The following is a 24300-nucleotide window of genomic DNA, read 5'->3' on the forward strand; positions in this document are numbered from 1 at the left end:
GCCCACAAAAAAGGCCTCTTTCGAGGCCTTCTTCATGTCATCCGATCAACGCTTCAAGCCGTAGCTCTCATCCAGCATGCCCGGCGAGTTAGGTGCCTTGGGCGCATAGTCGCGCGGTACTTCGGCGGTGTCTTTCGGTGGCGTGAGGCGATCACGCGGTGCTTGCGCCGCTTCCGAATGCAGGGCGGCCAGCAGGCGCTGACGGGTCAGCTCGTCGAGGGCCAGGCGGTTGGCGCCGTCGGCCAGGTGGTCCTGCACGTCCTGGTAACTTTGCGTGAGCTTCTGCACCAGCGAGGCGGTGCTGTTGAAGTGGGTGACCACTTCGTTCTGATAGGTGTCGAAACGCTGCTGGATGTCATCCAGTTGGCGTTGTGTATTGCTGGGCGCCGCATTGGGCAGCAGGCGGGCCAGCGCGAAACCTGCAACGACACCGATGACCAGGGCCAGGGTCGGCAGCAACCAAACAAGGAGCGAGTGTTCCACGAGTCCTTCCTCTATAAACGGCTTTGCTTTACGTTAACGGCTCAGACCTGCGCTGTATACCGCGAGCTATCGCAAATCAGAACAGAATTCCTTTGCTAGACGAGTCGACCCACCCCGAGGTCACGGAGTAGTACCTTGCTTATCCGCGAAACCCCCTTGTTCATCGATGGCCCGTGCGGCCAGTTGGAAGCCTTGTACCTGGACGTGGCCGATGCCCGTGGCGCGGTGCTGATCTGCCACCCCAACCCGGTCCAGGGCGGCACCATGCTCAACAAGGTGGTCTCGACTCTGCAACGTACTGCCCGGGACGCCGGCTACGTCACCCTGCGCTTCAACTACCGCGGCGTCGGCCAGAGCGCCGGCAGCCATGACATGGGTGCCGGTGAAGTGGCCGACGCCCAGGCTGCCGCGGCCTGGCTACGTGAGCGGCACCCGCATCTGCCGTTGGTGCTGATGGGCTTCTCCTTCGGTGGCTTCGTCGCCGCCAGCCTGGCTGGGCGCCTGGAAGCCGACGGCATCGCGTTGCAGCACCTGTTCATGATCGCCCCGGCGGTGATGCGCCTGAGCGAGCAGTTCCCGATGCCTGAGCGGGTCACATTGACGGTCGTGCAGCCGGACACCGACGAAGTGGTCGAGCCGCAGTTGGTCTACGATTGGTCCGCCGCCCTGTCGCGCACCCATGAGCTGCTGAAAGTGGCAGAATGCGGACACTTCTTCCATGGCAAGCTGACCGATCTGAAGGATCTGCTGCTGCCGCGCCTTTCGAACTGAGCAAGCCTGAACAAGCGAACACCCATGACTACGCGCATCCTCACCGGTATCACCACCACCGGCACCCCGCACCTGGGCAACTACGCCGGCGCCATCCGCCCGGCGATCCTCGCCAGCCAGCAGCCCGGTGCCGACTCGTTCTATTTCCTGGCCGACTACCACGCCCTGATCAAGTGCGACGACCCGCTGCGCATCCAGCGTTCGCGCCTGGAGATCGCCGCCACCTGGCTGGCCGGCGGCCTGGACCCGGACAAGGTGACCTTCTACCGTCAGTCCGACATCCCCGAGATCCCCGAACTGACCTGGCTGTTGACCTGCGTTGCCGCCAAGGGCCTGCTCAACCGCGCCCACGCCTACAAGGCGTCGGTGGACAAGAACGTCGAAAACGGTGAAGACCCGGACGCCGGCGTGACCATGGGCCTGTTCAGTTATCCGGTGCTGATGGCTGCCGACATCCTGATGTTCAACGCGCACAAGGTGCCGGTCGGCCGCGACCAGATCCAGCACGTGGAGATGGCCCGCGACATCGGCCAGCGCTTCAACCACCTGTTCGGCCAGGGCAAGGACTTCTTCGCCTTGCCGGAGGCGGTGATCGAGGAAAGCGTGGCTACCTTGCCCGGCCTGGACGGGCGCAAGATGTCCAAGAGCTACGACAACACCATCCCGCTGTTCACCAGCGCCAAGGACATGAAGGACGCGATCTCGCGCATCGTCACCGACTCGCGCGCCCCGGGCGAGGCCAAGGACCCGGACAATTCGCACCTGTTCACCCTGTTCCAGGCCTTCTCGACGCCGGCGCAATGCGCCGAGTTCCGTGAAGAACTGCTGCAGGGCTTGGGCTGGGGCGAGGCCAAGCAGCGCCTGTTCCAGCTGCTTGACGGGCAACTGGCCGAGAAGCGTGATCACTATCACCAGTTGATCTCGCGCCCCTCGGACCTGGAAGACATCCTGCTGGCCGGTGCCGCCAAGGCGCGCAAGAGCGCCACGCCGTTCCTCGAGCAGCTGCGCGAGGCGGTGGGCTTGCGCTCGTTCCGCACCAGCGTGCAGGCCAACACTGAAGTCAAGAAAAAGGCCGCCAAGAGCGCGCGTTTCGTCAGCTTCCGCGACGAAGACGGCAGCTTCCGCTTCCGCCTGCTGGCCGCCGACGGCGAGCAACTGCTGCTGTCGCGCCGCTTTGCCGATGGCAAGAGCGCAGGTGCGGTGAGCAAGCAGCTGCAGCAAGGTGGCGAGGCCGATGTTCGGGTCGAGGGCTTGAGCTTCAGCTTGTGGCTGGAAGGCGAGCAAGTGGCCGAGGGGCCGCAGTTCGACAGCGCCGAGGGCCGTGACGCTGCGGTCCAGAGCCTTCGCGAAGCGCTGCAACCCGCCCTGTAGGAGCGGTCTTGCGCCGCGATGGGCTGCGTAAGCAGCCCCGGCGATTTTGCATGATGCCGAGATACTGGGGCTGCTGTGCAGCCCTTTCGCGGCACAAGGCCGCTCCTACAAGTCTGCGGCCAATGAGTCAAATGGCCGCATGTATCATTGCCATTAAGCGGGCCGGTCGCTACAGTGACGGCCCGTTTTTTGTTGCCTCGCTAACGAATTATGACTCCCTTAGAACGCTATCAAGCCGATCTGAAACGCCCCGACTTCTTCCATGACGCGGCGCAGGAAACTGCGGTGCGCCACCTGCAGCGTCTGTACGACGATCTGGTACACGCGCAGAACAACAAGCCGGGCGTGTTCGGCAAGCTGTTCGGCAAGAAGGAGCAGACCCCGGTCAAGGGCCTGTACTTCTGGGGTGGGGTAGGGCGAGGCAAGACTTACCTGGTCGACACCTTCTACGAGGCGCTGCCGTTCAAGCAGAAGATGCGCACGCACTTCCACCGCTTCATGAAGCGTGTGCACGAAGAGATGCGCACCCTCAAGGGCGAGAAGAACCCGCTGACCATCATCGCCAAGCGCTTCAGCGATGAGGCCCGGGTCATCTGCTTCGACGAATTCTTCGTCTCCGACATCACCGATGCGATGATCCTCGGCACCCTGATGGAAGAGCTGTTCAAGAACGGCGTGTCGCTGGTGGCCACCTCCAACATCGTGCCGGACGGCCTGTACAAGGACGGCTTGCAGCGTGCGCGCTTCCTGCCGGCCATCGCCATGATCAAGCAGTACACCGATGTGGTGAACGTCGACAGTGGCGTGGACTATCGTCTGCGCCACCTGGAGCAGGCAGAGCTGTTCCACTTCCCGCTCAACGATGCTGCCCACCAGAGCCTGCGCGCAAGCTTCAAGGCCTTGACGCCGGAGTGCACCCAGGCGGTCGAGAACGACGTGCTGATGATCGAGAACCGCCCGATCACTGCCCTGCGTACCTGCGACGACGTGGCCTGGTTCGATTTCCGCGCCCTGTGCGACGGCCCGCGCAGCCAGAACGACTACATCGAGCTGGGCAAGATCTTCCATGCCGTGCTGCTGAGCAACGTCGAGCAGATGGGGGTGGCGACCGATGACATCGCCCGGCGCTTCATCAACATGGTCGACGAGTTCTACGACCGTAACGTGAAGCTGATCATCTCGGCTGAGGTGGAGCTCAAGGACCTGTATACCGGCGGGCGCCTGAGCTTCGAGTTCCAGCGCACCCTGAGCCGCCTGCTGGAGATGCAGTCCCACGAGTTCCTGGCGCGGGCGCACAAGCCCTGAAGGCAGCGGCAAGCTTCAAGCTGCAAGCCACAAGAAAAAGCCAGAGCAGATCGCGTACTGCTCTGGCTTTTTTGCTTTTTCTTGCAGCTTGCAGCTTGAAACTTGCCGCTGCAGGAGGCCTTCAGGCCTCCTGCATGAACTGCTGGCGATACTGGTTCGGCGAGAGTTCGGTGTGCTGGCGGAACAACCGCGCGAAGAAGCTTGCGTCGTCGTACCCCACTTCATAGCTGATGGTCTTGATGCTCTTGCGCGAGCTCGACAGCAAGCCCTTGGCCGTCTCGATGCGCAGGCGCTGCAGGTAGTGCAGCGGCTTGTCACCGGTGGCGCTCTGGAAGCGGCGCATGAAGTTGCGGATGCTCATGCCGTGGTTGCGGGCCACGTCCTCGAAGCGGAACTTGTCGGCGAAGTGCTCTTCGAGCCAGTGCTGGATCTGCAGGATGATCAGGTCCTGGTGCAGTTTCTGCCCACCGAAGCCCATGCGCCCGGGCGTGTAGCTGCGCTGCACTTCGTAGAGGATGTCGCGGGCCACTGCACGGGCCACGTTGGCGCCGCAGAAACGCTCGATCAGGTAGATATACAGGTCGCAGGCCGAGGTGGTGCCACCGGCGCAGTACAGGTTGTCGGCGTCGGTCAGGTGCTTGTCCTGATTCAGCCGCACCTTGGGGAAGCGCTCCTCGAAGCTGCCGAAGAACCGCCAGTAGGTGGTCGCCTCCTTGCCGTCCAGCAGCCCGGACTCGGCCAGCCAGAACACGCCGCTGGCCTCGGCACACAGCACTGCGCCGCGGGCGTGCTGCGCGCGTAGCCAGGGCAAGACCTGAGGGTAGCGTTGCAGCAGGTTGTCGAAATCGTCCCAGAAGGCCGGGAGGATGATCACATCGGCATCGTTCAGGCCGCTGTCGACCGGCAATTGCACGTTGCTGAAACTGTCCACGGGCAGGCCGTCCGGGCTCACCAGGGCGATCTCGAACATCGGCTGCAGGCCGAGGCCCAGTTGCTTGCTGTAGCGCAGGCTGGCCAGGTGGAAGAAGTCCTTGGCCTGCATCAGTGTCGAAGCGAACACTTTATCAATGGCCAGGATGCTGACGCGCCGCAGCGACGCGGGGGGTTGGGTAAACATCATTGTCATTGTTCTTATAGGGTAGAGTGGTCAATCACCGGCTGGATCGTCTTATGTTTTGGGGCGAGCTGCAAGCTTCAAGCTGCAAGCCACAAGAAAAAGCCAATCAATACGCGATCTGCGCTTTTTCTTGTGGCTTGCAGCTTGAAGCTTGCAGCTGCTTTCACGGCGCTGGATTCGGCTGCTCCTGGTGGATTGCCTCGATCGCCGCCAGCAGTTCATCACTTAGGTTCAGGCCCTGGCTATCGATGTTGCTCTGCAACTGCTCGAGGGTGGTCGCACCGATGATATTGCTGGTCACGAAGGGTTGCCGGGTGACGAATGCCAGGGCCATCTGCGCCGGGTCCAGGCCGTGGTCACGGGCCAGCTGCACATAGCGGCTGCAGGCCGCCACGGTCTGCGGATTGGAGTAACGGGCGAAGCGGCTGAACAGGCTCAGGCGGGCGTTTTCCGGGCGGGCGCCGTTTTCGTACTTGCCCGAGAGCATGCCGAAGGCCAGCGGCGAGTAGGCCAGCAGACCGCACTGCTCGCGGATCGCCACTTCCGCCAGGCCCACTTCGAAGCTGCGGTTGAGCAGGTTGTAGGGGTTCTGGATCGACACCGCCCGCGGCCAGCCACGGGCCTCGGCCAGTTGCAGGAACTTCATGGTGCCCCACGGGGTTTCGTTGGACAGGCCGATATGGCGGATCTTGCCGGCGCTCACCTGCTCGTCGAGCACTTCGAGGGTTTCTTCGAGGGGCGTGAACATGTCGTTGGGCAGGTGCTGGTAGCCCAGCTTGCCGAAGAAGTTGGTGCTGCGTTCGGGCCAGTGCAACTGGTACAGGTCGATGCGGTCGGTTTGCAGGCGCGCAAGGCTTGCATCGAGTGCGGCAACGATGTGCTGGCGGTTGTGCTTGAGCTGGCCGTCGCGGATGTGGCTGATGCCATTGCCGGGGCCGGCGACCTTGCTGGCCAGCAGCCAGTCGTCGCGGTCGCCATGCTTGGCGAACCAGTTGCCGATGATGCGTTCGGTGGCGGCATAGGTTTCCGGGCGCGGCGGCACCGGGTACATCTCGGCGGTGTCGATGAAGTTGATGCCGGCGGCCTTGGCCAGCTTGATCTGGGCGAAGGCGTCATCCTGGGTGTTCTGCTCGCCCCAGGTCATGGTGCCCAGGCAAAGGGCGCTGACGTTGAGGTCGGTACGACCGAGCTTGCGGTATTCCATCGAAAGGACGCTCCAGGCAAAGAAGCCCATAAAAGCAGGTTGAAATTTTTCGCGCAATCTGGATAATTCTGCAGCTCTTCGCGTGGCGGAAGTGATGCACCACCACGAATGAAGAACCTTTGTCGAACATTGGCGTGCCCGACCCGAGCCCCCAAAAGCGTCAGCGTTCGGCTGCGCGTTTGCCCTTGGCAAGCCGTGCACTATCCAGTAAGATTCGCCGTCTATTTTTCGCTGGGCGGCCTCTGAGGCTTTAGAGAATGAAAACTTTTACTGCTAAACCGGAAACAGTAAAGCGCGAGTGGTTCGTAGTCGACGCCGCTGGTCAGACCCTGGGTCGTCTGGCTACCGAAATCGCTAGCCGCCTGCGTGGCAAGCACAAGCCAGAATACACCCCTCACGTTGACACCGGCGACTACATCGTCGTCATCAACGCCGAGCAGATTCGTGTGACTGGTGCCAAGTCTTCCGACAAGATGTACTACTCCCACTCCGGCTTCCCGGGCGGTATCAAGGAAATCAACTTCGAGAAGTTGATCGCCAAGGCCCCTGAGCGTGTTATCGAAACCGCGGTCAAAGGCATGCTGCCGAAGAACCCGCTGGGTCGCGACATGTACCGCAAGCTGAAAGTGTACGCGGGTGCTGCTCACCCTCACACTGCTCAGCAGCCTCAAGAACTGAAGATCTAACGGGATAGTTCATTATGTCGGCGACTCAAAACTACGGCACTGGCCGTCGCAAGACCGCAACCGCTCGCGTTTTCCTGCGTCCTGGTACCGGTAACATCTCCATCAACAACCGTTCTCTGGACGTGTTCTTCGGCCGCGAAACCGCTCGCATGGTTGTTCGCCAGCCGCTGGAACTGACCGAGACCGTTGAGAAGTTCGACATCTACGTCACCGTTTCCGGTGGTGGTGTCAGCGGTCAGGCCGGTGCGATCCGCCACGGTATCACCCGCGCCCTGATGGAATACGACGAAACCCTGCGTGGCGCTCTGCGTCGTGCTGGCTACGTCACCCGCGACGCTCGTGAAGTCGAGCGTAAGAAAGTGGGTCTGCGTAAAGCGCGTAAGCGTCCTCAGTACTCCAAGCGTTAATTTCGCTTCGGCAGTCGAAGAAGCCCGGTTCCTTTGGAACCGGGCTTTTTTTATGGCTTGAACTAACCTGTCAGCAGTCGGTGGGCACTTGTCGTATAGACGCAGATCAAGCAAAGCGAGGGTTGTAGCCCGACGAGCGGGTAATCACCTTGTCAGTGTGTGGATTTGTTTCTTACCATGGCGGGCAATTTTTAGTGCCACAGACGTACCTAAGTAGATGCCTGTTCAAACAGGCCAAGCAAGCTGATGGGAGAGGACTGAATGAGCAATGACGGCGTCAACGCAGGCCGGCGCCGCTTCCTCGTAGCCGCGACATCCGTGGTCGGGGCAGCGGGGGCAGTGGGGGCAGCGGTACCGTTCGTGGGGTCATGGTTTCCCAGTGCCAAGGCGAAAGCCGCAGGGGCACCGGTGAAGGTCAATATCGCCAAGGTCGAGCCAGGCCAGCAAATGGTGGCTGAATGGCGTGGTCAGCCGGTCTTCATCGTGCGCCGAACGGATGAAATCCTCGGCAACCTGAAAAAGCTCACCGCCGAGCTCTCCGATCCTGAATCCAAGGCGTCGGTGCAGCCCACCTACGTCGATCCGCAGAATCGCTCGATCAAGCCCGAAATCCTCATTCTGGTTGGCTTGTGCACCCACCTGGGGTGCTCGCCGACGTTCCGTCCCGAAGTCGCTCCGGCCGACCTTGGGCCGAAGTGGGTCGGTGGCTATTTCTGCCCTTGCCACGGTTCGCACTACGACCTGGCGGGTCGTGTCTACAAGTCCCAGCCAGCGCCTCTGAACCTGCCAGTGCCACCGCACTCGTACGAGTCTGACGACCTTGTCGTCATTGGCATCGATCAGGAGAAAGCATGATGAGCAAGTTCATGGAGTGGATCGATGCGCGCTTCCCCGCCACGAAGATGTGGGAAGACCATCTGAGCAAGTATTACGCGCCCAAGAACTTCAACTTCCTGTACTTCTTCGGCTCGCTGGCGCTGCTGGTGCTGGTCAACCAGATCGTTACCGGCGTATGGCTGACCATGAGTTTCACGCCCTCGGCGGAAGAGGCCTTCGCCTCGGTCGAGTACATCATGCGTGACGTCGAGTACGGCTGGATCCTGCGCTACCTGCACTCCACCGGCGCCTCGGCGTTCTTCATCGTGGTCTACCTGCACATGTTCCGCGGCCTGCTCTACGGCTCCTACCAGAAGCCGCGCGAGCTGGTCTGGCTGTTCGGCATGCTGATCTACCTGGCGCTGATGGCCGAGGCCTTCATGGGCTACCTGCTGCCATGGGGCCAGATGTCGTACTGGGGTGCCCAGGTGATCATTTCGCTGTTTGGCGCGATCCCGGTGATCGGTGGTGACCTCACCCAGTGGATCCGTGGTGACTACCTGATCTCGGGTATCACCCTGAACCGCTTCTTCGCCTTGCACGTGGTGGCTTTGCCGATCGTGATTCTCGGCCTGGTCGTGCTGCACATCCTGGCGCTGCACGAAGTGGGGTCGAACAACCCTGATGGTGTGGACATCAAGAAGAAAAAGGACGAGAACGGTATCCCGCTGGACGGCATTCCATTCCACCCGTACTACACCGTCAAGGATATCGTCGGCGTGGTGGTGTTCCTCTTCGTGTTCTGCGCTGTGGTGTTCTTCTTCCCGGAAATGGGTGGTTACTTCCTGGAAAAACCGAACTTCGAGCAGGCAAACGCGTTCAAGACCCCTGAGCATATCGCCCCGGTGTGGTACTTCACGCCGTTCTACGCGATCTTGCGTGCGGTACCCGACAAGCTGTTCGGGGTGATCGCCATGGGTGCCGCGATCGCTGTGCTGTTCGTGTTGCCCTGGCTTGACCGCAGCCCGGTGCGCTCCATGCGCTACAAAGGTTGGCTGAGCAAGGTCTGGCTGCTGGTGTTCTGCGTGGCCTTCGTCATCCTCGGTGTGCTGGGCGTACTGGCACCGACCCCGGGGCGTACCTTGCTGTCGCAGGTGTGTACGGTGCTGTATTTCGCCTACTTCCTGCTGATGCCGTTCTACACAAGGCTCGAGAAGACCAAACCGGTTCCGGAAAGGGTGACTGGCTGATGAAAAAGTTGATTGCAGTATGTTTGCTGGCACTGATGCCTGGCCTTTCGTTTGCCGCCGAGCACAGCCTGGAACTGGACAAGGTCGATGTCGACCTCACTGACAAAGCCGCCCTGCAGGACGGTGCGCGGACCTTCGCCAACTATTGCATGGGCTGCCACAGCGCCAAGTTCCAGCGTTATGAGCGGGTGGCCGACGACCTGGGGATTCCGCACGAGCTGATGCTCGAGAACCTGGTGTTCACCGGTGCCAAGATCGGTGACCACATGAAGATCGGCATGCAGCCAAACGATGCCAAGACCTGGTTCGGCGCGGCGCCTCCCGACCTCACCCTGGTGGCCCGGGTACGTGGCAATGACTGGCTGTACACCTACCTGCGCAGCTTCTACGAGGACCCAGCGCGGCCTTACCGGGTGAACAACAAGGTCTTCCCCAATGTGGGGATGCCCAACGTGCTGGTTGGCCTGCAGGGCAATCAGGTGATCGGTTGCAAGCAGGTGCAGACCGTGGTCGACGGCAAGAAGCAGTTCGACCCGCTGACCGGCAGCCCGCTGACCCATGAAGCGTGCGACCAGCTGACCATCGAGGAGAAATCCGGTACCCTGACGCCCGAGCAGTTCGACGAGAAGGTCAAGAACCTGGTGACCTTCCTGGCCTATTCGGCCAGCCCGGTCAAACTGGAAAGCCAGCGCATCGGTACCTATGTGTTGCTGTACCTGGCTTTCTTCTTCGTGTTCGCCTACTTGCTCAAGCGCGAATACTGGAAGGACGTGCACTGATCACGCAGTAGTTTCTGGTTGTTGAACGCGCCCGGGGCGCCTTGGCAGCAATGCTGAGGCGCCCCGGGCGCGTTTTCATTTACAGTTTTACAAGCATCCCGTGCGAGGAGGCGCTACATGGGCGCAACCAACAGGTTAGCCTGCTATTCCGACCCCGCTGATCATTACTCTCATCGGGTACGCCTGGTGCTCGCCGAGAAAGGCATCGCCGTGCAGATCATCGACGTCGACGCCAAACGCCTGCCGCCCAAGCTGGTCGAAGTGAATCCTTATGGCAGCCTGCCGACACTGGTCGATCGTGACCTGGCGCTGTATGAGTCGACCGTGGTGATGGAGTATCTCGACGAGCGTTATCCTCATCCGCCACTGATGCCGGTATACCCGGTGGCGCGTGGCAACAGTCGATTGCTGATGCACCGTATCCAGCGCGACTGGTGTGCCCTGGCCGATACCGTGCTCGACCCGCGCAGCAGCGAGGCGGCACGCACCCAGGCGCGCAAGGAGCTGCGTGAGAGCCTGACCGGCGTAGCGCCGCTGTTTGGCGAGATGCCCTGTTTCATGAGCGAGGAGCAAAGCCTCGTCGACTGTTGTCTATTGCCCATGCTCTGGCGCTTGCCGGTGATGGGTATTGAATTGCCACGGCAGGCCAAGCCGCTGCTGGATTACATGGAGCGACAGTTCGCCCGCGAGCCTTTCCAGGCGAGCCTGTCTGCTGCCGAACGTGAAATGCGCAAGGTTTAAGAGGAACCGTTGATGAACTCCAGTCGCCCCTATCTGGTTCGTGCGCTGTACGAGTGGATCGTCGACAACGATTGCACGCCCCATATGCTGGTCAATGCCGAGTATCCGGCGGTCCAGGTGCCTCAGGGTTTTGCCAGCGATGGCCAGATCGTCCTGAATATCTCGCCCAGCGCTGTGCGTAACCTGCACATGGACAACGATGCGGTGAGCTTCGAGGGGCGCTTCGGTGGTGTGTCCCACTCGCTCTTTGTGCCGGCCGGCGCGATCCTGGGTATTTATGCCCGTGAAAACGGTCAAGGCATGGTCTTTGAGCTGGATCCGCCGCTCGATGATGAAGACGACCTGCACGATGAGGGTGTCGAGCCGGATGACGATGGCCCGCCGGAAGGGGGGAGCCAGCCTCCACGCCCCAGCGGTCGACCCAGCCTCAAGGTGGTCAAGTAACAAAAAAGGCGATCCTTTGTGGATCGCCTTTTTTGTGCCTGACGCTTGCGCTTACAGGTCCTTGATGCTCTGCACCTGGTCCTTGTTGACGCGGTTCTGCTTGCCGTCGAGTTGTTTGAACTCGTAGAAGCCGGAATCGCGATCGAAGTGCGGGGTGTCAAGGGTCTGCAGTTCACGGCCGTCGTTGAGGGTGATAACGCTCGGCGAAGAGCAGCCGGCCAGGGTGGCGAAGGTGCCAATCAGCAGGGCGGGCAGCAGGTACTTCTTCATGGGGTACTTCCTGGATCGGGGTTGAAAGGCGAGGGCGCGGGTTTCGCCCTCGCGGGGGATCAGTCGATGTATTCGAACAGTTTGACGATCTTCTGCACGCCCGAGACGCTCTGCACCACGTTGGTGGCAGCGTTGGCCTCTTGCTGGGTGACCAGGCCGAGCAGGTAGACGATACCGTTCTCGGTGATCACCTTGATGCGCGAGCCGGGGACGTTGGCGTCCGTCAGCATCTGGGTCTTGATCTTGGTGGTGAGCCAGGCGTCGTTGTTGCGCGCCAGGATCGAGGACGGCTGGATCACCTGCAGCTCGTTGTGAACCTTCTTGACCCGCTGGACCTGGCTGGCGGTCTGCTCGGCCAGCGACTTGAGGTCGGCGCGCGGCGTCTGGCCGGCCAGCAGGACAACGCCGTTGTAGCTGCTGACGACGATATGCGAGCCTTGGTCCAGGCCTGGGTTGGCCTTGGCGATATTGACCGAAACCTTGGTCTCGATCAGCGAGTCGTCGATTTTGCTGCCGATGGTGCGGGTGCCGCGGTCATCCTCGATGGGCGAGTTGCGCGCCGAGGTCAGTACCGAGCTGCAGCCTGTGACGCTCAGGCACAGGGTGAGGGCCATCAGGCCGAGGTGCTTGGGGATCATTCTTCACTCCCGAACAGTTGGCTGTCGATCAGGTCGCACAGACAGTGGATCGCCAGCAGGTGGACTTCCTGGATGCGTGCGGTGACGGTCGAAGGTACGCGGATCTCCACGTCCTCGGGCAGCAGCAGCGAGGCCATGCCGCCGCCATCGCGACCGGTCAAGGCTACGACAATCATTTCGCGGTCATGTGCGGCCTGGATCGCCTGGATCACGTTGGCCGAGTTGCCGCTGGTGGAGATCGCCAGCAAAACGTCGCCGGGCTGGCCCAGGGCGCGAATCTGCTTGGAGAAGATCTCGTTGTAGCTGTAGTCGTTGGCAATCGAGGTGAGTGTCGAGCTGTCGGTGGTCAGGGCAATGGCCGGCAGGCTCGGGCGCTCGCGCTCGAAGCGGTTGAGCAACTCTGACGAGAAATGCTGAGCGTCGCCGGCTGAACCGCCGTTGCCGCAGGCGAGCATCTTGCCGTCGCTGAGCAGGGCGTTGACCATGACCAGGCTGGCCTGCTCGATGTGAGGTGCCAGGATGTCCATTGCCTGTTGCTTGGTGTCGATGCTGGCCTGGAACAGCCGGCGAATTCGGGATTGCATGTCCATCTGGTGACCTTAAATGGGGCGGTGGCCGGCGCGGCGCGCGCCAGGGATCCGCCCGCGAAACATAGAGCGAAAAATTCGGTACAGGTTCAGCACTCGAAGGCGTTTTTCAGCCAAAGAAGCGGTTGCCCGGCATGGCCTTGGCCCTGCAGGGCGACTACGTCGAAGCGGCAGGGTTGAGCGGCCCAGCGGGGTTCATCGTGCAGGAATAAGTTGGCGGCCAGCGCCAGTCGCTTCTGCTTGCGCCCGTCGATACTGCCGAGCGCGCCGCCGAAGTCCGCGTGTAGCCGGTAGCGGACTTCGACGAATACTACTGTATCGGCATCGAGCATGACCAGATCGAGCTCGCCGCCCTTGCATCGCCAGTTGCGCGTCAGCAGCTGCAGACCTTGCCCTCGGAGGTAGTCGAGGGCAAGGTCTTCGGCAGCCTGGCCTGCGAGGCTGGGCGATGCGCCGGGCATCAGCGCGGCGTGTCCGGCAGGCGTTTGACCTGGCCGCCGGAGAACTCGGCCCATGGCAGCTGACGTTCGATACGCTGAGCCGGGTTCATGCTCAGGCTGCCAGACAGACCTTCGACGCGGTTGTCCGGCAGTGCCTTGAGCTGGCTCAGGCGTGGCGCCAGGCTGTAGGCGTCGACGCCCATGGCGTATAGGCGGCCGAGGCTGCCGGCCGCTTGCGGCCACTGCTGCACCACCTGCTGGCGCAGGCTGTTGCTGGTGTCGAGCAGCCACGGCGTTTCGCAGAAGCGGATGCCGTTCATGTCGTTGTACTGGTTGATGTCGCCGCTGGCGCTGTACAGGTTGGACGTGGCGTACACCGGCACGTCGCCGGCGTACTGGAAGTTCAGCGTCGGCTTGATCTGCTGGGCCTGTTGCGGGGTGGCGGCCAGGAAGATGAAGTCGATGTCCTGGCGGCGCGACGGCTGGGCGGCGATGTCGCTGCCGACCGTGCTTTGCAGGCTCTTGGCGCGGCCTTCGCTCTGGCGCAGCTGGAACAGGTCGGCGATCTGTTGGGCGAGGGCTACTGGCTGGGCGATACGCTCGGCGGCCAGCAGGGTGCCGCCATTGCTTTCCCAGTCCTTGCGGAAGGCTGCGAGTACGCGGTCGCCCCATTCGCCGCGCGGCACCAGCGCGACCGCACGGACCTTGCCGTCGGCACGGGCGCGGCGGGCGACTTCGCGGGCTTCGTCCTCGGCCGCGAGGCCGAACTGGAACAGTTGAGGCGGGGCTGATTGGCCGGCGTCGGCGTAGTTCAGGGCCAGGGTGGTGATGGGCAGCTGCGGGTAGGTCGCGAGTTTTTTCACCAGCGGTTTTTCCAGCGGGCCGACCACCAGTTGCACGCCGGCAGCCTGGGCCTGGCGGTAGAAGTCATCGAGCGAGGTGATGCGCGAGCTGTCGAACACCTGCACGGCAGGGGCCGGCTGGCCGCCTTGCTGGGCCTGGAAGTGTGCAGCCATGAAACCGTCGCGCAGGGCGCGGGCGACGCCTGCCAGTGGCCCTTCCTGGGGCAGCAGCAGGGCGATCTTGGTCAGTGGCTGGCTAGCCAGTTCCTTGAGCTTGATCAGGGCGACCGGCAGTTGCTTGGCGGCCGGATGGTCGGGGTGTTGGCCTTTCCAGGTGTCGATCGCGGCCTGTTGCTGCTCCAGGGTGCCTGCGCGCTTCACGGCGAGGGCCAGGCTGGTCCAGCCGGCCAGTGTTTCGTTGTTGGCCGGTTGTTGCAGCTGTTCGGCTGGCAGCGAGGCGACCAGGGCCCAGATGGCGTCATTGTTGGCGCTTGCCGCCTGGCCGCTGAGCAGTGGCGTCAGCAGCACCCGCTGTTGGGCGGCGGCCAGGGTCTGGCCGTCGGCTTCGAGGGCGGCGGCGTGAACGCTGTAGGTGCGCGCCTGCTGTTGTGCCGGCAGTTCGTCGACGCGCTGCAGGCTTGGGTGGGCAAGTGCTGCCAGGGCTGCCTTGGGCTGGTTGCGGGTCATGGCCAGCTCCGCCGTCAGCGTGCTGGCGAAGACCTGCTGGGCCGGCTTGAGCGAGTCCAGCGGGACCTGCTCGAGGATGCGCGCCGAGCGTGGGTAGTCTTTCTGCTTGTAGGCCAGGTCGGCGGCGCTCAGTCGCAGCAGGGCTGCATCCTCGGCGGACTTGCTGGTGGCTGCCTTCTCGAGCAGCTGTTCGATGCTGGCATCCGGGGTGCGTGGCAGTTCGCCCAGGCTGGATGAGGGCGAGCTGGCGCAGGCTGCCAGCAGGGCAGCGAGGCAGAGGGCTGTGAACAGCCGCAGACAAGCGATCATGTAAAGGTCCTGTTACTCGATCAAGTTGGCCGGCGATTGTACCCAAGCAATGGGCGTGGCGCGATCATCGCCGATGATGATCCTTCACTATAGGTGGCTGCGAGCGTGAGGGAGGCGAAGTTCTTTGCGCTCTGTTGCCGGTGCTCGGGCTACAATGGCGGCTTTGATCCGGTATGCAGGTGTGCGCAGTGACTGATGTTGCAGGGGCTTCGAAATCCACGATGGGAACGCTGTATGTGGTTGCCACGCCCATCGGCAACCTTGACGACATGAGTGCGCGGGCACTGAAGGTGCTCGCGAACGTGAGCCTCATCGCTGCTGAAGACACTCGCCATTCGGTGCGTCTGCTCCAGCATTTCGGCATTGATACGCCGCTGGCGGCCTGTCATGAGCACAACGAGCGTGATGAGGGTGGGCGCTTCATCACTCGGCTGCTGGCGGGTGACGACGTAGCGCTGGTGTCCGATGCCGGTACGCCGCTGATTTCCGATCCGGGCTATCACCTGGTGCGCCAGGCCCGTGCTGCGGGTGTGCAGGTGGTGCCGGTGCCGGGGGCCTGCGCCTTGATCGCGGCATTGTCGGCCGCAGGTTTGCCGTCCGATCGCTTCATTTTCGAAGGCTTCCTGCCGGCCAAGACGGCAGGGCGGCGTGCGCGACTGGAACAGGTCCGGGAAGAGCCGCGCACCCTGATCTTCTATGAGGCGCCCCATCGCATCCTGGAATGCCTGGAAGACATGGAGGCGGTGTTCGGCGGTGAGCGCCCGGCATTGCTCGCGCGTGAGATCACCAAGACGTTCGAAACGCTCAAGGGCCTGCCGCTGGCCGAGCTGCGTGCATTCGTGCAGGGCGACAGCAATCAGCAGCGCGGCGAGTGTGTAGTGCTGGTGGCCGGTTGGGTCGCGCCCGATGATGAGCAGGCGATCAGTGTCGAAGCGCAGCGCGTGCTCGACCTGCTGCTGGCGGAATTACCGCTCAAGCGTGCGGCGGCGTTGGCGGCGGAAATTACCGGGGTGCGCAAGAACCTGCTCTATCAACTGGCGCTGGAAAAACAGCAACGCGACTGATGGCAAACTGATATTGTTTGTCATCTCGCTTGTTCTTGAGCGCCGCTGCCGGTAACCTTGTCGGCGGAGAGTCGATCGGACAGTCGCTGCCGTCTTTTGTTCCGCAAAAGGCGGGGGAGGAAAGTCCGGGCTCCGCAGGGCAGAGTGCCAGGTAACGCCTGGGAGGCGCGAGCCTACGGAAAGTGCCACAGAAAATAACCGCCTAAGCACTTCGGTGCCGGTAAGGGTGAAAAGGTGCGGTAAGAGCGCACCGCACGGCTGGCAACAGTTCGTGGCTAGGTAAACCCCACTCGGAGCAAGACCAAATAGGGTTCCATACGGCGTGGCCCGCGTCGGAACCGGGTAGGTTGCTAGAGGCGTCCAGTGATGGCCGTCGTAGAGGAATGACTGTCCTCGACAAAACCCGGCTTACAGATCGACTCTCCACCCCTCCTTCCTCTGCTTGTTTCGATAGCAGATGCCTCCGGTAATACCAAAAAGATCTTACTCTTAATAAATCACTTTAACTTCGAACTCTATCCGCCTGAGTTCGCTTGATTTTTCCCGTCATTTTTCTTCGCGAGTAATCCTTTTCCCTCCCTTTGTTGCGCTAAATCCACGTCCTGTAAGGGTTTTCCTTATGAACGCGCCTTGACGGTGTGGCGGGCGGATTCCTATAGTGTGCGCAAGTGGCAGAAAGTGGGATGAAGTGGGTTTTCTGGCACAAAAAAGCTAACATTGTGGGGAATCGCAGCCGTGTTCCGCGGAGCCAACGCCGTCAGCCTCGATGCCAAGGGCCGTCTCGCCATGCCGAGCCGGTACCGTGACGAGCTCGATTCGCGTTGCAATGGTCAATTGATCGTGACCATCGACGCGGTGGATCCCTGCTTGTGTGTTTACCCCCTCGATGAGTGGGAACAGATTGAAGCCAAGTTGCGCGCCTTGCCGTCGTTGCGTGAGGAAAACCGCCGCCTGCAGCGCTTGCTGATCGGTAACGCGGTTGACCTGGAGCTCGATGGCAGTGGGCGTTTCCTGGTACCGCCCCGTTTGCGTGAATACGCCAAGCTCGACAAGAAGGCGATGCTGGTGGGGCAACTGAACAAATTCCAGTTGTGGGATGAGGATGCCTGGAACGTGGTTTCGGCAGCCGACCTTGCAGCTATTCAACAACCGGGCGCCATGCCCGATGAACTGCGTGACCTGATCCTGTGACCATAGATAGCGGCTTCAACCACATCACCGTCCTGCTCGACGAAGCTGTCGAGGCATTGGCCCTGCGCGCCGACGGTCGCTATCTGGATGGCACCTTCGGGCGTGGCGGGCACAGCCGCCTGATCCTCAGCAAGCTTGGGCCGCAGGGGCAGTTGCTGGGGTTCGACAAAGATCCTCAAGCGATTGCCACCGGGCAAGCGCTGGCGGCCGAAGACGGCCGCTTTGTCATTGTGCAGCGCAGCTTTGCCGAGCTGGGCGACGAGGTGCGTGCGCGTGGCCTGGACGGCAAGGTCAGTGGCGTATTGCTCGACCTGGGCGTGTCCTCGCCGCAGCTGGACGATCCCGAGCGTGGCTTCAGTTTCCTCAACGACGGCCCGCTGGACATGCGCATGAACCCTGACAAGGGTGTGAGCGCCGCCGAATTCATCGCCACCGCTCCAGTGGAAGAGATCGCCCGGGTATTCAAGGAATACGGTGAGGAGCGTTTCGCCGGCCGCATGGCCCGTGCGGTGGTCGAGCGTCGCGAAAAGCAGCCTTTCACCCGAACCGGTGATCTGGCCGAGGTGCTCAAGGTCGCCAACCCTGCCTGGGAAAAGGGCAAGAACCCGGCCACCCGTGCGTTCCAGGGTTTGCGTATCCACGTCAACAATGAGCTGGGCGACCTGGAGGCTGGCCTTGAGGCCGCCCTGGAGTCCCTGGAGATTGGTGGTCGCCTGGTGGTGATCAGCTTCCATTCGCTGGAAGACCGCATCGTCAAGCTGTTCATGCGCAAGCTGGTCAAGGGCGAGGCCGACAATTTGCCGCGTAACCTGCCGGTGCAGCACAAGGTCTTCGAACCGAAGATCAAGCTCATCGGCAAGGCGCAGTTCGCCTCCGCCGAAGAGCTCAAGGCCAACCCGCGGTCGCGCAGCGCCGTGATGCGGGTGGCGGAGAAGCTTCGGTGAGCCGGCTATTTGCCAAACCTTTGCCAGGCGGAAGCTTCCTGATGCTTCTGCTGTTCGTGGGTGTGCTCGTTTCGGCCATTGCCGTGTCTTACAGCGCCCACTGGAACCGCCAACTGCTCAACACCCTGTACGGCGAGTTGAACGAGCGGGACAAGGCCCAGGCCGAGTGGGGGCGTCTGATTCTGGAGCAGAGCACCTGGACCGCCCACAGCCGTATCGAGACCCTCGCCAGCGAGCAGCTGAAGATGCGCGTGCCGGCCGCTGACGAAGTGCGGATGGTGGCGCCATGATGAAGCTCGAAGGTGCACTCTACCCCTGGCGCTTCCGTGTGGTCATCGGCCTGTTGGCGTTGATGGCCGGTGCCATCTGCTGGCGCATCATCGACCTGCAGGTGGTCGACCGCGACTTCCTCAAGGGCCAGGGCGATGCCCGCAGCCTGCGCCATATTCCTATCCCGGCGCACCGTGGCCTGATCACCGACCGTAACGGCGAACCCCTGGCGGTCAGTACGCCGGTCACCACCTTGTGGGCCAACCCCAAGGAAATGCAGGTTGCCAAGGATCGTTGGCCGCAACTGGCCGCAGCCCTTGGGCAGAACCCCCAGCAATTGACCGAGCGCCTCACCCAGCAGGCCAGCAAGGAATTCATCTACCTGGTCCGTGGCCTGACCCCGGAGCAGGGGCAGCATGTGCTCGATCTGAAAGTGCCCGGTGTCTACGGGCTCGAAGAGTTCCGCCGCTTCTACCCGGCAGGCGACGTCACCGCCCATATGGTCGGCTTCACCGACCTTGACGACCACGGTCGTGAAGGGGTGGAGCTGGCTTACGACGAATGGCTCGCCGGGGTGCCTGGCAAACGGCAGGTGATCAAGGATCGGCGCGGCCGGCTGATCAAGGACATCCAGGTAACCAAGAACGCCAAGGCCGGGAAGACCTTGGCGTTGTCGATTGACCTGCGCCTGCAGTACCTGGCCACCCGTGAATTGCGTAATGCCATCGCCGAGCAGGAAGCCAAGGCCGGCAGTCTGGTGATCATGGACGTCAAGACCGGTGAAGTGCTGGCCATGGTCAACCAGCCCACCTACAACCCGAACAACCGCCGTAGCATGTTCCCTGCTGCCATGCGCAACCGGGCGATCATCGACGTGTTCGAGCCGGGCTCGACGGTCAAGCCGATCTCGATGAGCGCTGCGTTGCAGAGCGGCCGCTGGAAGCCCACCGACAAGGTCGAGGTGTATCCGGGCAGCCTGCAGATCGGCCGCTACACCATCAAGGACGTGTCCAAGAGCGAAGGCCCGATCCTCGACCTCACCGGCATCCTGATCAACTCCAGTAACGTGGGCATGAGCAAGATCGCCTTCGATATCGGCGGCGAGGCCATCTACCGGGTGATGTCCCAGGTAGGTCTTGGTCAGTACACCGGCCTGGGCTTCCCGGGTGAGCGCGTCGGCAACCTGCCCAACCACCGCGAGTGGCGCAAGGCCGAGACCGCGACCCTGTCGTATGGCTACGGTGTGTCGGTGACCGCGCTGCAACTGGTGCATGCCTACGCGGCCTTGGCCAACGACGGCAAGATGGTGCCGCTGTCGATCCTCAAGGTCGACAAGGCGCCGGAAGCCGTGCAGGCAATCCCCAAGGAAACCGCCGAAACCGTGCAGGCCATGCTGCAGCAGGTGATCGAGGCGCCGCGCGGGGTGTTCCGTGCGCAGGTGCCGTTCTATCACGTGGGTGGCAAGTCGGGTACCGCCCGTAAAGCCACGGTCGGTTCCAAGGGCTACACCGAAAACGCCTACCGTTCGCTGTTCGCCGGCTTCGGCCCGATGAGCGACCCGCGCTACGCCATCGTCGTGGTCATCGACGAGCCGAGCAAAGGCGGCTACTTCGGTGGCCTGGTATCGGCGCCGGTATTCAGCAAGGTCATGTCCGGCACCCTGCGCCTGATGAACGTGCCGCCAGACAACCTGCCGCCGCCCACCGAACAACAGCAAGTCAGTGCAGTACCCGCCAAGGGAGGGCGTGGATGATGACGATGCCATTGAGCAAGCTATTCGCCAACGCCAGCCGCGACCCATTGATTCGGGAACTGACCCTGGACAGCCGCGCCGTGCGCCCGGGCGACCTGTTCCTCGCCGTGCCCGGCGCCAAGGTCGATGGCCGTGACCATATCGCCGATGCCCTGGCCCGTGGCGCCGCTGCGGTGGCCTACGAAGAGCAAGGTGCCAGCGTACTGCCGATCACCGACGCGCCGCTGATCCCGGTCAAGGGTTTGATCAGCCAGCTGTCGCAGATTGCCGGGCGCTTCTATGGTGAGCCGAGCCGCCAACTGAACCTGGTGGGCGTCACCGGCACCAATGGCAAGACCAGTGTCACCCAGCTGCTGGCCCAGGCCCTCGATGCCCTCGGCCAACGTTGCGGCCTGATCGGCACCCTGGGTACCGGCTTCTATGGCGAGCTGCAGAGTGGCCGCTTGACCACTCCGGATCCGATTGCCGTGCAGGCGACGCTCAACGACCTGAAGAAGGGCGGCGCCAAGGCCGTGGCCATGGAAGTCTCCTCCCATGCCCTGGAGCAGGGGCGCGTCGCTGCGCTGGAATTCGACATCGCGGTGATGACCAACCTGTCTCGCGACCACCTCGACTACCACGGCAGCATGGAGGCCTACGAGGCCGCCAAGGCCAAGCTGTTCGCCTGGCCGAGCCTGCGTTGCCAGGTGGTCAACCTGGACGATGCGTTTGGCCGCCGCCTGGCCGATGATTTTGCCCGTCGCCCCAGCAGCGATCACAGCGAGACCCGGCTGCTCAGCTATAGCCTGGAAAACCCGGACGCCTCGCTGTTCTGTCGCGAAGCCAGCTTCAATGACGATGGCGTGCGCGCCACTCTGGTCACCGCCCAGGGCGAGCGCACCCTGCGCAGTCAGCTGCTGGGTCGCTTCAACCTGAGCAACATGCTCGCCGCCGTGGCAGCGCTGCTGGCGCTGGATTATTCGCTGGACGAGATCCTCAAGGTCACCCCGCAACTGCAGGGCCCGGTGGGCCGCATGCAGCGCCTGGGTGGCGGCGACAAACCATTGGTGGTGGTCGATTACGCGCACACGCCAGATGCGCTGGAAAAAGTTCTCGAAGCCTTGCGCCCGCATGCCCACGGCCAGTTGCTGTGCCTGTTCGGCTGTGGCGGCGACCGCGATCGCGGCAAGCGCCCGCTGATGGCCGAAGTGGCCGAGCGCCTGGCCGACCGCGTGCTGGTTACCGACGACAACCCGCGCACTGAAGATCCGCAGCGGATCTTCGACGATATTCGCCCCGGTTTCGCCCAGCCCGCCAGCGTCGAGTTCGTCGCCGGCCGTGGCAAGGCCATCGCCCACCTGATTGCCAGCGCCAGCGCCAACGACGTGATCGTCCTGGCCGGCAAGGGGCACGAGGATTACCAGGAGATCAATGGCGAACGCCATGACTTCTCCGACCTGGTCGAGGCCGAGAAGGCCCTGGCCGTCTGGGGGACTACACATGCTTAAGCCCATGACCCTCAGCCAGCTGACCACAGCACTGAGTGCGCGTGTAGTCGGCAGCGACGCCAGCTTCACCGGCGTCAGCATCGACAGTCGCAGCGTGGGTGCCGGTCAACTGTTCGTCGCCCTCACCGGGCCGCGTTTCGATGGCCACGACTACCTGGCTGACGTGAAGGCCAAGGGTGCGGTCGCGGCCCTGGTCGAGCGGGAAATCGCCGGCGTCGACCTGCCGCAGTTGCTGGTCGCCGACTGCCGTGTGGCCCTCGGCCAGCTCGGTGCGCTGAACCGTGCCGGCTACGACAAGCCCGTGGTCGCCATCACCGGCTCCAGCGGCAAGACCACCGTCAAGGAAATGCTGGCCGCGATCCTGCGTACCCAGGGCCTGGTCCATGCCACTCGCGGCAACCTGAACAACGACCTCGGCGCGCCGCTGACGCTGCTGGAGATCGCCCCCGAGCACAGCGCCGCGGTGATCGAGCTGGGCGCTTCGCGCATCGGCGAGATCCGCTACACCGTCGGCCTCACCCAGCCGCAGGTGGTGATCATCAACAACGCCGGCACTGCCCATGTGGGCGAGTTCGGCGGCCCGGAGAAAATCGTCGAGGCCAAGGGCGAGATCCTCGAAGGCCTGGGCGAGGGCGGTACCGCCATTCTCAACTTGGCCGACAAAGCCTTTGGCATCTGGCGCAAGCGTGCCGGCGCTCATCGCATCCTGAGCTTCGCCCTGGACAATCCGCAGGCCGACTTCCACGCCAGCGGCGTCGGCCGCGATGCCCGTGGCTGCCCGTCGTTCACCCTGCATGGGCCTGATGGCAGCGTGCCGGTGCAATTGAACCTGCTCGGTACCCATAACGTCAGCAATGCCCTGGCCGCCGCCGCCGCCGCCCATGCCGTTGGTCTGAGCCTGAGCGGTATCAAAGCTGGCCTCGAGGCCGTGCAGCCGGTCAAGGGCCGCACCGTGGCGCAGATCGCGCCGAACGGTGTGCGGGTGATCGATGACAGCTACAACGCAAATCCCACCTCGATGTGTGCGGCCATTGATATACTCGCCGGCTTTTCCGGGCGCACCGTTCTGGTGCTCGGGGATATCGGCGAACTGGGGCAATGGGCCGAGGAAGGCCATCGCCAGGTAGGCGACTACGCCCGCGGCAAGGTCGATGCGCTTTACGCGGTGGGTGCCAACATGGCCCATGCGGTACAGGCTTTCGGCGCCAATGGCCGCCATTTCGCTACACAAGCTGAGCTGATCGATGCCGTTCGCGTCGAGACCGCCAGCGACACCACTATCTTGATCAAGGGCTCGCGCAGCGCTGCGATGGAAAACGTCGTGGCTGCACTGTGCGAAACCGGCGGGGAGAAACATTAATGCTGCTGCTGTTGGCTGAGTATCTGCAACAGTTCTACAAGGGCTTCGCGGTCTTCCAGTACCTCTCGCTGCGCGGGATCCTGGGTGTACTGACCGCGCTGACCCTGGCCCTGTGCCTGGGCCCGTGGATGATCCGTACCCTGCAGATCCGCCAGATCGGTCAGGCCGTGCGTAACGACGGCCCGCAATCGCACCTGTCCAAGTCCGGCACCCCGACCATGGGCGGCGCGCTGATTCTTTCCGCCATCGCCATCAGCACCCTGCTGTGGGCCGACCTGACCAACCGCTACGTCTGGGTGGTACTGATCGTCACCCTGGCGTTCGGCGCCATCGGTTGGGTCGACGACTACCGCAAGGTGATCGAGAAGAACTCGCGCGGCCTGCCAAGCCGCTGGAAGTATTTCTGGCAGTCGGTGTTCGGCCTGGCTGCGGCGATCTTCCTCTACAAGACCGCGCCGACCAGCGTCGAGACCACGCTGATCATCCCGATGCTCAAGGACCTCACCATTCCGCTGGGTGCCGGCTTCATCGTGCTCACCTACTTCGTCATCGTCGGTTCGAGCAACGCGGTCAACCTGACCGACGGCCTCGATGGCCTGGCGATCATGCCGACGGTGATGGTCGGCGGCGCCCTGGGCATCTTCTGCTACCTGTCGGGCAACGTGAAGTTCGCCGAATACCTGTTGATCCCTTACGTACCGGGTTCCGGCGAGCTGATCGTGTTCTGCGGCGCGCTGATCGGTGCCGGCCTGGGCTTCCTGTGGTTCAACACCTACCCGGCCCAGGTGTTCATGGGCGACGTCGGTGCACTGGCGCTGGGCGCCGCACTGGGCACCATCGCCGTGATCGTCCGCCAGGAAATCGTGCTGTTCATCATGGGCGGTGTGTTCGTGATGGAAACCCTGTCGGTGGTGATCCAGGTCGCGTCCTTCAAGTTGACCGGCAAGCGCGTATTCCGCATGGCGCCGATCCATCACCACTTTGAACTCAAGGGCTGGCCCGAGCCACGGGTGATCGTCCGTTTCTGGATCATCACCGTGATTCTGGTGCTGATCGGCCTTGCCACCCTGAAACTGAGGTAAAC

26 protein-coding genes and 1 other RNA gene are annotated in these 24300 nt (G+C 62.7%); 19 read left to right on the forward strand and 8 right to left on the reverse strand.

Going from position 1 to position 24300, the window contains the following annotated elements; translation table 11 throughout:
• Nucleotides 1-45: 45 nt before the first annotated feature.
• Nucleotides 46-483, reverse strand: coding sequence for a YhcB family protein (locus ACQ4N9_RS16240; RefSeq protein WP_110991640.1), 438 nt, complete (start codon nt 481-483; stop codon nt 46-48).
• A 135-nt stretch (nt 484-618) separates the two neighbouring features.
• Between ACQ4N9_RS16240 and ACQ4N9_RS16245 the strand changes: the two genes are divergently transcribed.
• The 3 genes from ACQ4N9_RS16245 to zapE all read left to right on the forward strand — a co-directional run bounded on the left by ACQ4N9_RS16245 (nt 619) and on the right by zapE (nt 3930).
• Nucleotides 619-1254 carry an alpha/beta hydrolase gene (locus ACQ4N9_RS16245; protein ID WP_390967079.1) on the forward strand — a complete coding sequence of 212 codons (636 nt, stop codon included), beginning with the start codon at nt 619-621 and terminating at the stop codon, nt 1252-1254.
• Nucleotides 1255-1278: 24 nt separating this feature from the next.
• A complete protein-coding gene (locus ACQ4N9_RS16250; RefSeq protein ID WP_390967081.1) occupies nt 1279-2625 on the forward strand; it encodes a tryptophan--tRNA ligase in 1347 nt (448 codons plus the stop codon).
• Between the two features lie 210 nt (nt 2626-2835).
• On the forward strand, nt 2836-3930 hold the full coding sequence (gene zapE, locus ACQ4N9_RS16255; protein WP_390967083.1) for a cell division protein ZapE: 1095 nt from the start codon (nt 2836-2838) through the stop codon (nt 3928-3930).
• A 121-nt stretch (nt 3931-4051) separates the two neighbouring features.
• On the opposite strand, the gene ACQ4N9_RS16260 is transcribed toward zapE, so the two are convergent.
• Together ACQ4N9_RS16260 and ACQ4N9_RS16265 are read right to left on the reverse strand one after the other, a co-directional pair.
• Nucleotides 4052-4948 (reverse strand): GlxA family transcriptional regulator, encoded by an 897-nt coding sequence (locus tag ACQ4N9_RS16260; protein WP_178125866.1) that lies wholly within the window; start codon nt 4946-4948, stop codon nt 4052-4054.
• 262 nt (nt 4949-5210) lie between these two features.
• Nucleotides 5211-6251 (reverse strand): NADP(H)-dependent aldo-keto reductase, encoded by a 1041-nt coding sequence (locus tag ACQ4N9_RS16265; RefSeq protein WP_390967085.1) that lies wholly within the window; start codon nt 6249-6251, stop codon nt 5211-5213.
• A gap of 257 nt (nt 6252-6508) precedes the next feature.
• On the opposite strand from ACQ4N9_RS16265, the gene rplM reads away from it, so the two are divergent.
• From rplM to ACQ4N9_RS16300, 7 genes are all read left to right on the forward strand, one after another.
• Nucleotides 6509-6937 (forward strand): 50S ribosomal protein L13, encoded by a 429-nt coding sequence (rplM, locus tag ACQ4N9_RS16270; RefSeq protein WP_008097538.1) that lies wholly within the window; start codon nt 6509-6511, stop codon nt 6935-6937.
• A 14-nt stretch (nt 6938-6951) separates the two neighbouring features.
• On the forward strand, nt 6952-7344 hold the full coding sequence (rpsI, locus tag ACQ4N9_RS16275) for a 30S ribosomal protein S9 (protein ID WP_003260797.1): 393 nt from the start codon (nt 6952-6954) through the stop codon (nt 7342-7344).
• Between the two features lie 261 nt (nt 7345-7605).
• Nucleotides 7606-8199, forward strand: a complete 594-nt coding sequence (petA, locus tag ACQ4N9_RS16280) for a ubiquinol-cytochrome c reductase iron-sulfur subunit (protein ID WP_110991634.1) — start codon at nt 7606-7608, stop codon at nt 8197-8199.
• Nucleotides 8199-9410 (forward strand): cytochrome b, encoded by a 1212-nt coding sequence (locus ACQ4N9_RS16285; RefSeq protein ID WP_110991633.1) that lies wholly within the window; start codon nt 8199-8201, stop codon nt 9408-9410. Before petA ends, ACQ4N9_RS16285 begins: the two co-directional genes overlap by 1 nt.
• On the forward strand, nt 9410-10189 hold the full coding sequence (locus ACQ4N9_RS16290; protein WP_430933277.1) for a cytochrome c1: 780 nt from the start codon (nt 9410-9412) through the stop codon (nt 10187-10189). Before ACQ4N9_RS16285 ends, ACQ4N9_RS16290 begins: the two co-directional genes overlap by 1 nt.
• A 117-nt stretch (nt 10190-10306) precedes the next feature.
• Entirely contained in the window at nt 10307-10930 is a 624-nt protein-coding gene (locus ACQ4N9_RS16295) for a glutathione S-transferase N-terminal domain-containing protein (protein WP_110991631.1), read from the forward strand.
• A gap of 12 nt (nt 10931-10942) precedes the next feature.
• Nucleotides 10943-11374, forward strand: coding sequence for a ClpXP protease specificity-enhancing factor (locus ACQ4N9_RS16300; RefSeq protein ID WP_125857531.1), 432 nt, complete (start codon nt 10943-10945; stop codon nt 11372-11374).
• Nucleotides 11375-11425: 51 nt separating this feature from the next.
• On the opposite strand, the gene ACQ4N9_RS16305 is transcribed toward ACQ4N9_RS16300, so the two are convergent.
• The 5 genes from ACQ4N9_RS16305 to ACQ4N9_RS16325 all read right to left on the reverse strand — a co-directional run bounded on the left by ACQ4N9_RS16305 (nt 11426) and on the right by ACQ4N9_RS16325 (nt 15147).
• A complete protein-coding gene (locus ACQ4N9_RS16305) occupies nt 11426-11644 on the reverse strand; it encodes a YgdI/YgdR family lipoprotein (RefSeq protein ID WP_110991629.1) in 219 nt (72 codons plus the stop codon).
• 59 nt (nt 11645-11703) lie between these two features.
• Nucleotides 11704-12282: a BON domain-containing protein gene (locus ACQ4N9_RS16310; protein ID WP_390967089.1), complete on the reverse strand. Its 579-nt coding sequence runs from the start codon at nt 12280-12282 to the stop codon at nt 11704-11706.
• Complete coding sequence (locus tag ACQ4N9_RS16315) at nt 12279-12872, reverse strand: phosphoheptose isomerase (RefSeq protein WP_125857532.1); 594 nt, start codon at nt 12870-12872, stop codon at nt 12279-12281. The genes ACQ4N9_RS16310 and ACQ4N9_RS16315 overlap by 4 nt, the downstream gene beginning before the upstream one ends.
• 86 nt (nt 12873-12958) lie before the next feature.
• The gene (locus tag ACQ4N9_RS16320) at nt 12959-13330 is read right to left on the reverse strand and encodes a YraN family protein (protein WP_390967091.1); all 372 of its coding nucleotides are present in this window, start codon (nt 13328-13330) and stop codon (nt 12959-12961) included.
• Nucleotides 13330-15147 carry a penicillin-binding protein activator gene (locus ACQ4N9_RS16325; RefSeq protein WP_390967093.1) on the reverse strand — a complete coding sequence of 606 codons (1818 nt, stop codon included), beginning with the start codon at nt 15145-15147 and terminating at the stop codon, nt 13330-13332. Before ACQ4N9_RS16325 ends, ACQ4N9_RS16320 begins: the two co-directional genes overlap by 1 nt.
• Before the next feature lie 221 nt (nt 15148-15368).
• On the opposite strand from ACQ4N9_RS16325, the gene rsmI reads away from it, so the two are divergent.
• The 9 genes from rsmI (at nt 15369) to mraY (ending at nt 24298) form a co-directional block, all read left to right on the forward strand.
• A complete protein-coding gene (rsmI, locus tag ACQ4N9_RS16330; RefSeq protein WP_390967095.1) occupies nt 15369-16211 on the forward strand; it encodes a 16S rRNA (cytidine(1402)-2'-O)-methyltransferase in 843 nt (280 codons plus the stop codon).
• Nucleotides 16212-16278: 67 nt separating this feature from the next.
• Nucleotides 16279-16638, forward strand: an RNA gene (rnpB, locus tag ACQ4N9_RS16335) — RNase P RNA component class A.
• A gap of 308 nt (nt 16639-16946) precedes the next feature.
• Entirely contained in the window at nt 16947-17402 is a 456-nt protein-coding gene (gene mraZ, locus ACQ4N9_RS16340; RefSeq protein ID WP_021784148.1) for a division/cell wall cluster transcriptional repressor MraZ, read from the forward strand.
• The gene (gene rsmH, locus ACQ4N9_RS16345) at nt 17399-18346 is read left to right on the forward strand and encodes a 16S rRNA (cytosine(1402)-N(4))-methyltransferase RsmH (protein WP_167409776.1); all 948 of its coding nucleotides are present in this window, start codon (nt 17399-17401) and stop codon (nt 18344-18346) included. The genes mraZ and rsmH overlap by 4 nt, the downstream gene beginning before the upstream one ends.
• Nucleotides 18343-18636: a cell division protein FtsL gene (gene ftsL / locus ACQ4N9_RS16350; RefSeq protein ID WP_011535544.1), complete on the forward strand. Its 294-nt coding sequence runs from the start codon at nt 18343-18345 to the stop codon at nt 18634-18636. The genes rsmH and ftsL overlap by 4 nt, the downstream gene beginning before the upstream one ends.
• Nucleotides 18636-20369: a peptidoglycan D,D-transpeptidase FtsI family protein gene (locus ACQ4N9_RS16355; RefSeq protein WP_189654556.1), complete on the forward strand. Its 1734-nt coding sequence runs from the start codon at nt 18636-18638 to the stop codon at nt 20367-20369. Before ftsL ends, ACQ4N9_RS16355 begins: the two co-directional genes overlap by 1 nt.
• Entirely contained in the window at nt 20369-21856 is a 1488-nt protein-coding gene (locus ACQ4N9_RS16360; protein ID WP_390967178.1) for a UDP-N-acetylmuramoyl-L-alanyl-D-glutamate--2,6-diaminopimelate ligase, read from the forward strand. The genes ACQ4N9_RS16355 and ACQ4N9_RS16360 overlap by 1 nt, the downstream gene beginning before the upstream one ends.
• A complete protein-coding gene (locus ACQ4N9_RS16365; RefSeq protein ID WP_390967098.1) occupies nt 21849-23216 on the forward strand; it encodes a UDP-N-acetylmuramoyl-tripeptide--D-alanyl-D-alanine ligase in 1368 nt (455 codons plus the stop codon). Before ACQ4N9_RS16360 ends, ACQ4N9_RS16365 begins: the two co-directional genes overlap by 8 nt.
• Entirely contained in the window at nt 23216-24298 is a 1083-nt protein-coding gene (mraY, locus tag ACQ4N9_RS16370) for a phospho-N-acetylmuramoyl-pentapeptide-transferase (RefSeq protein ID WP_110991623.1), read from the forward strand. The genes ACQ4N9_RS16365 and mraY overlap by 1 nt, the downstream gene beginning before the upstream one ends.
• The last annotated feature ends 2 nt before the right edge of the window (nt 24299-24300 follow it).

It is taken from the genome of Pseudomonas sp. ES1, assembly GCF_050586605.1.
In the GTDB taxonomy this organism is placed as follows: domain Bacteria; phylum Pseudomonadota; class Gammaproteobacteria; order Pseudomonadales; family Pseudomonadaceae; genus Aquipseudomonas; species Aquipseudomonas sichuanensis.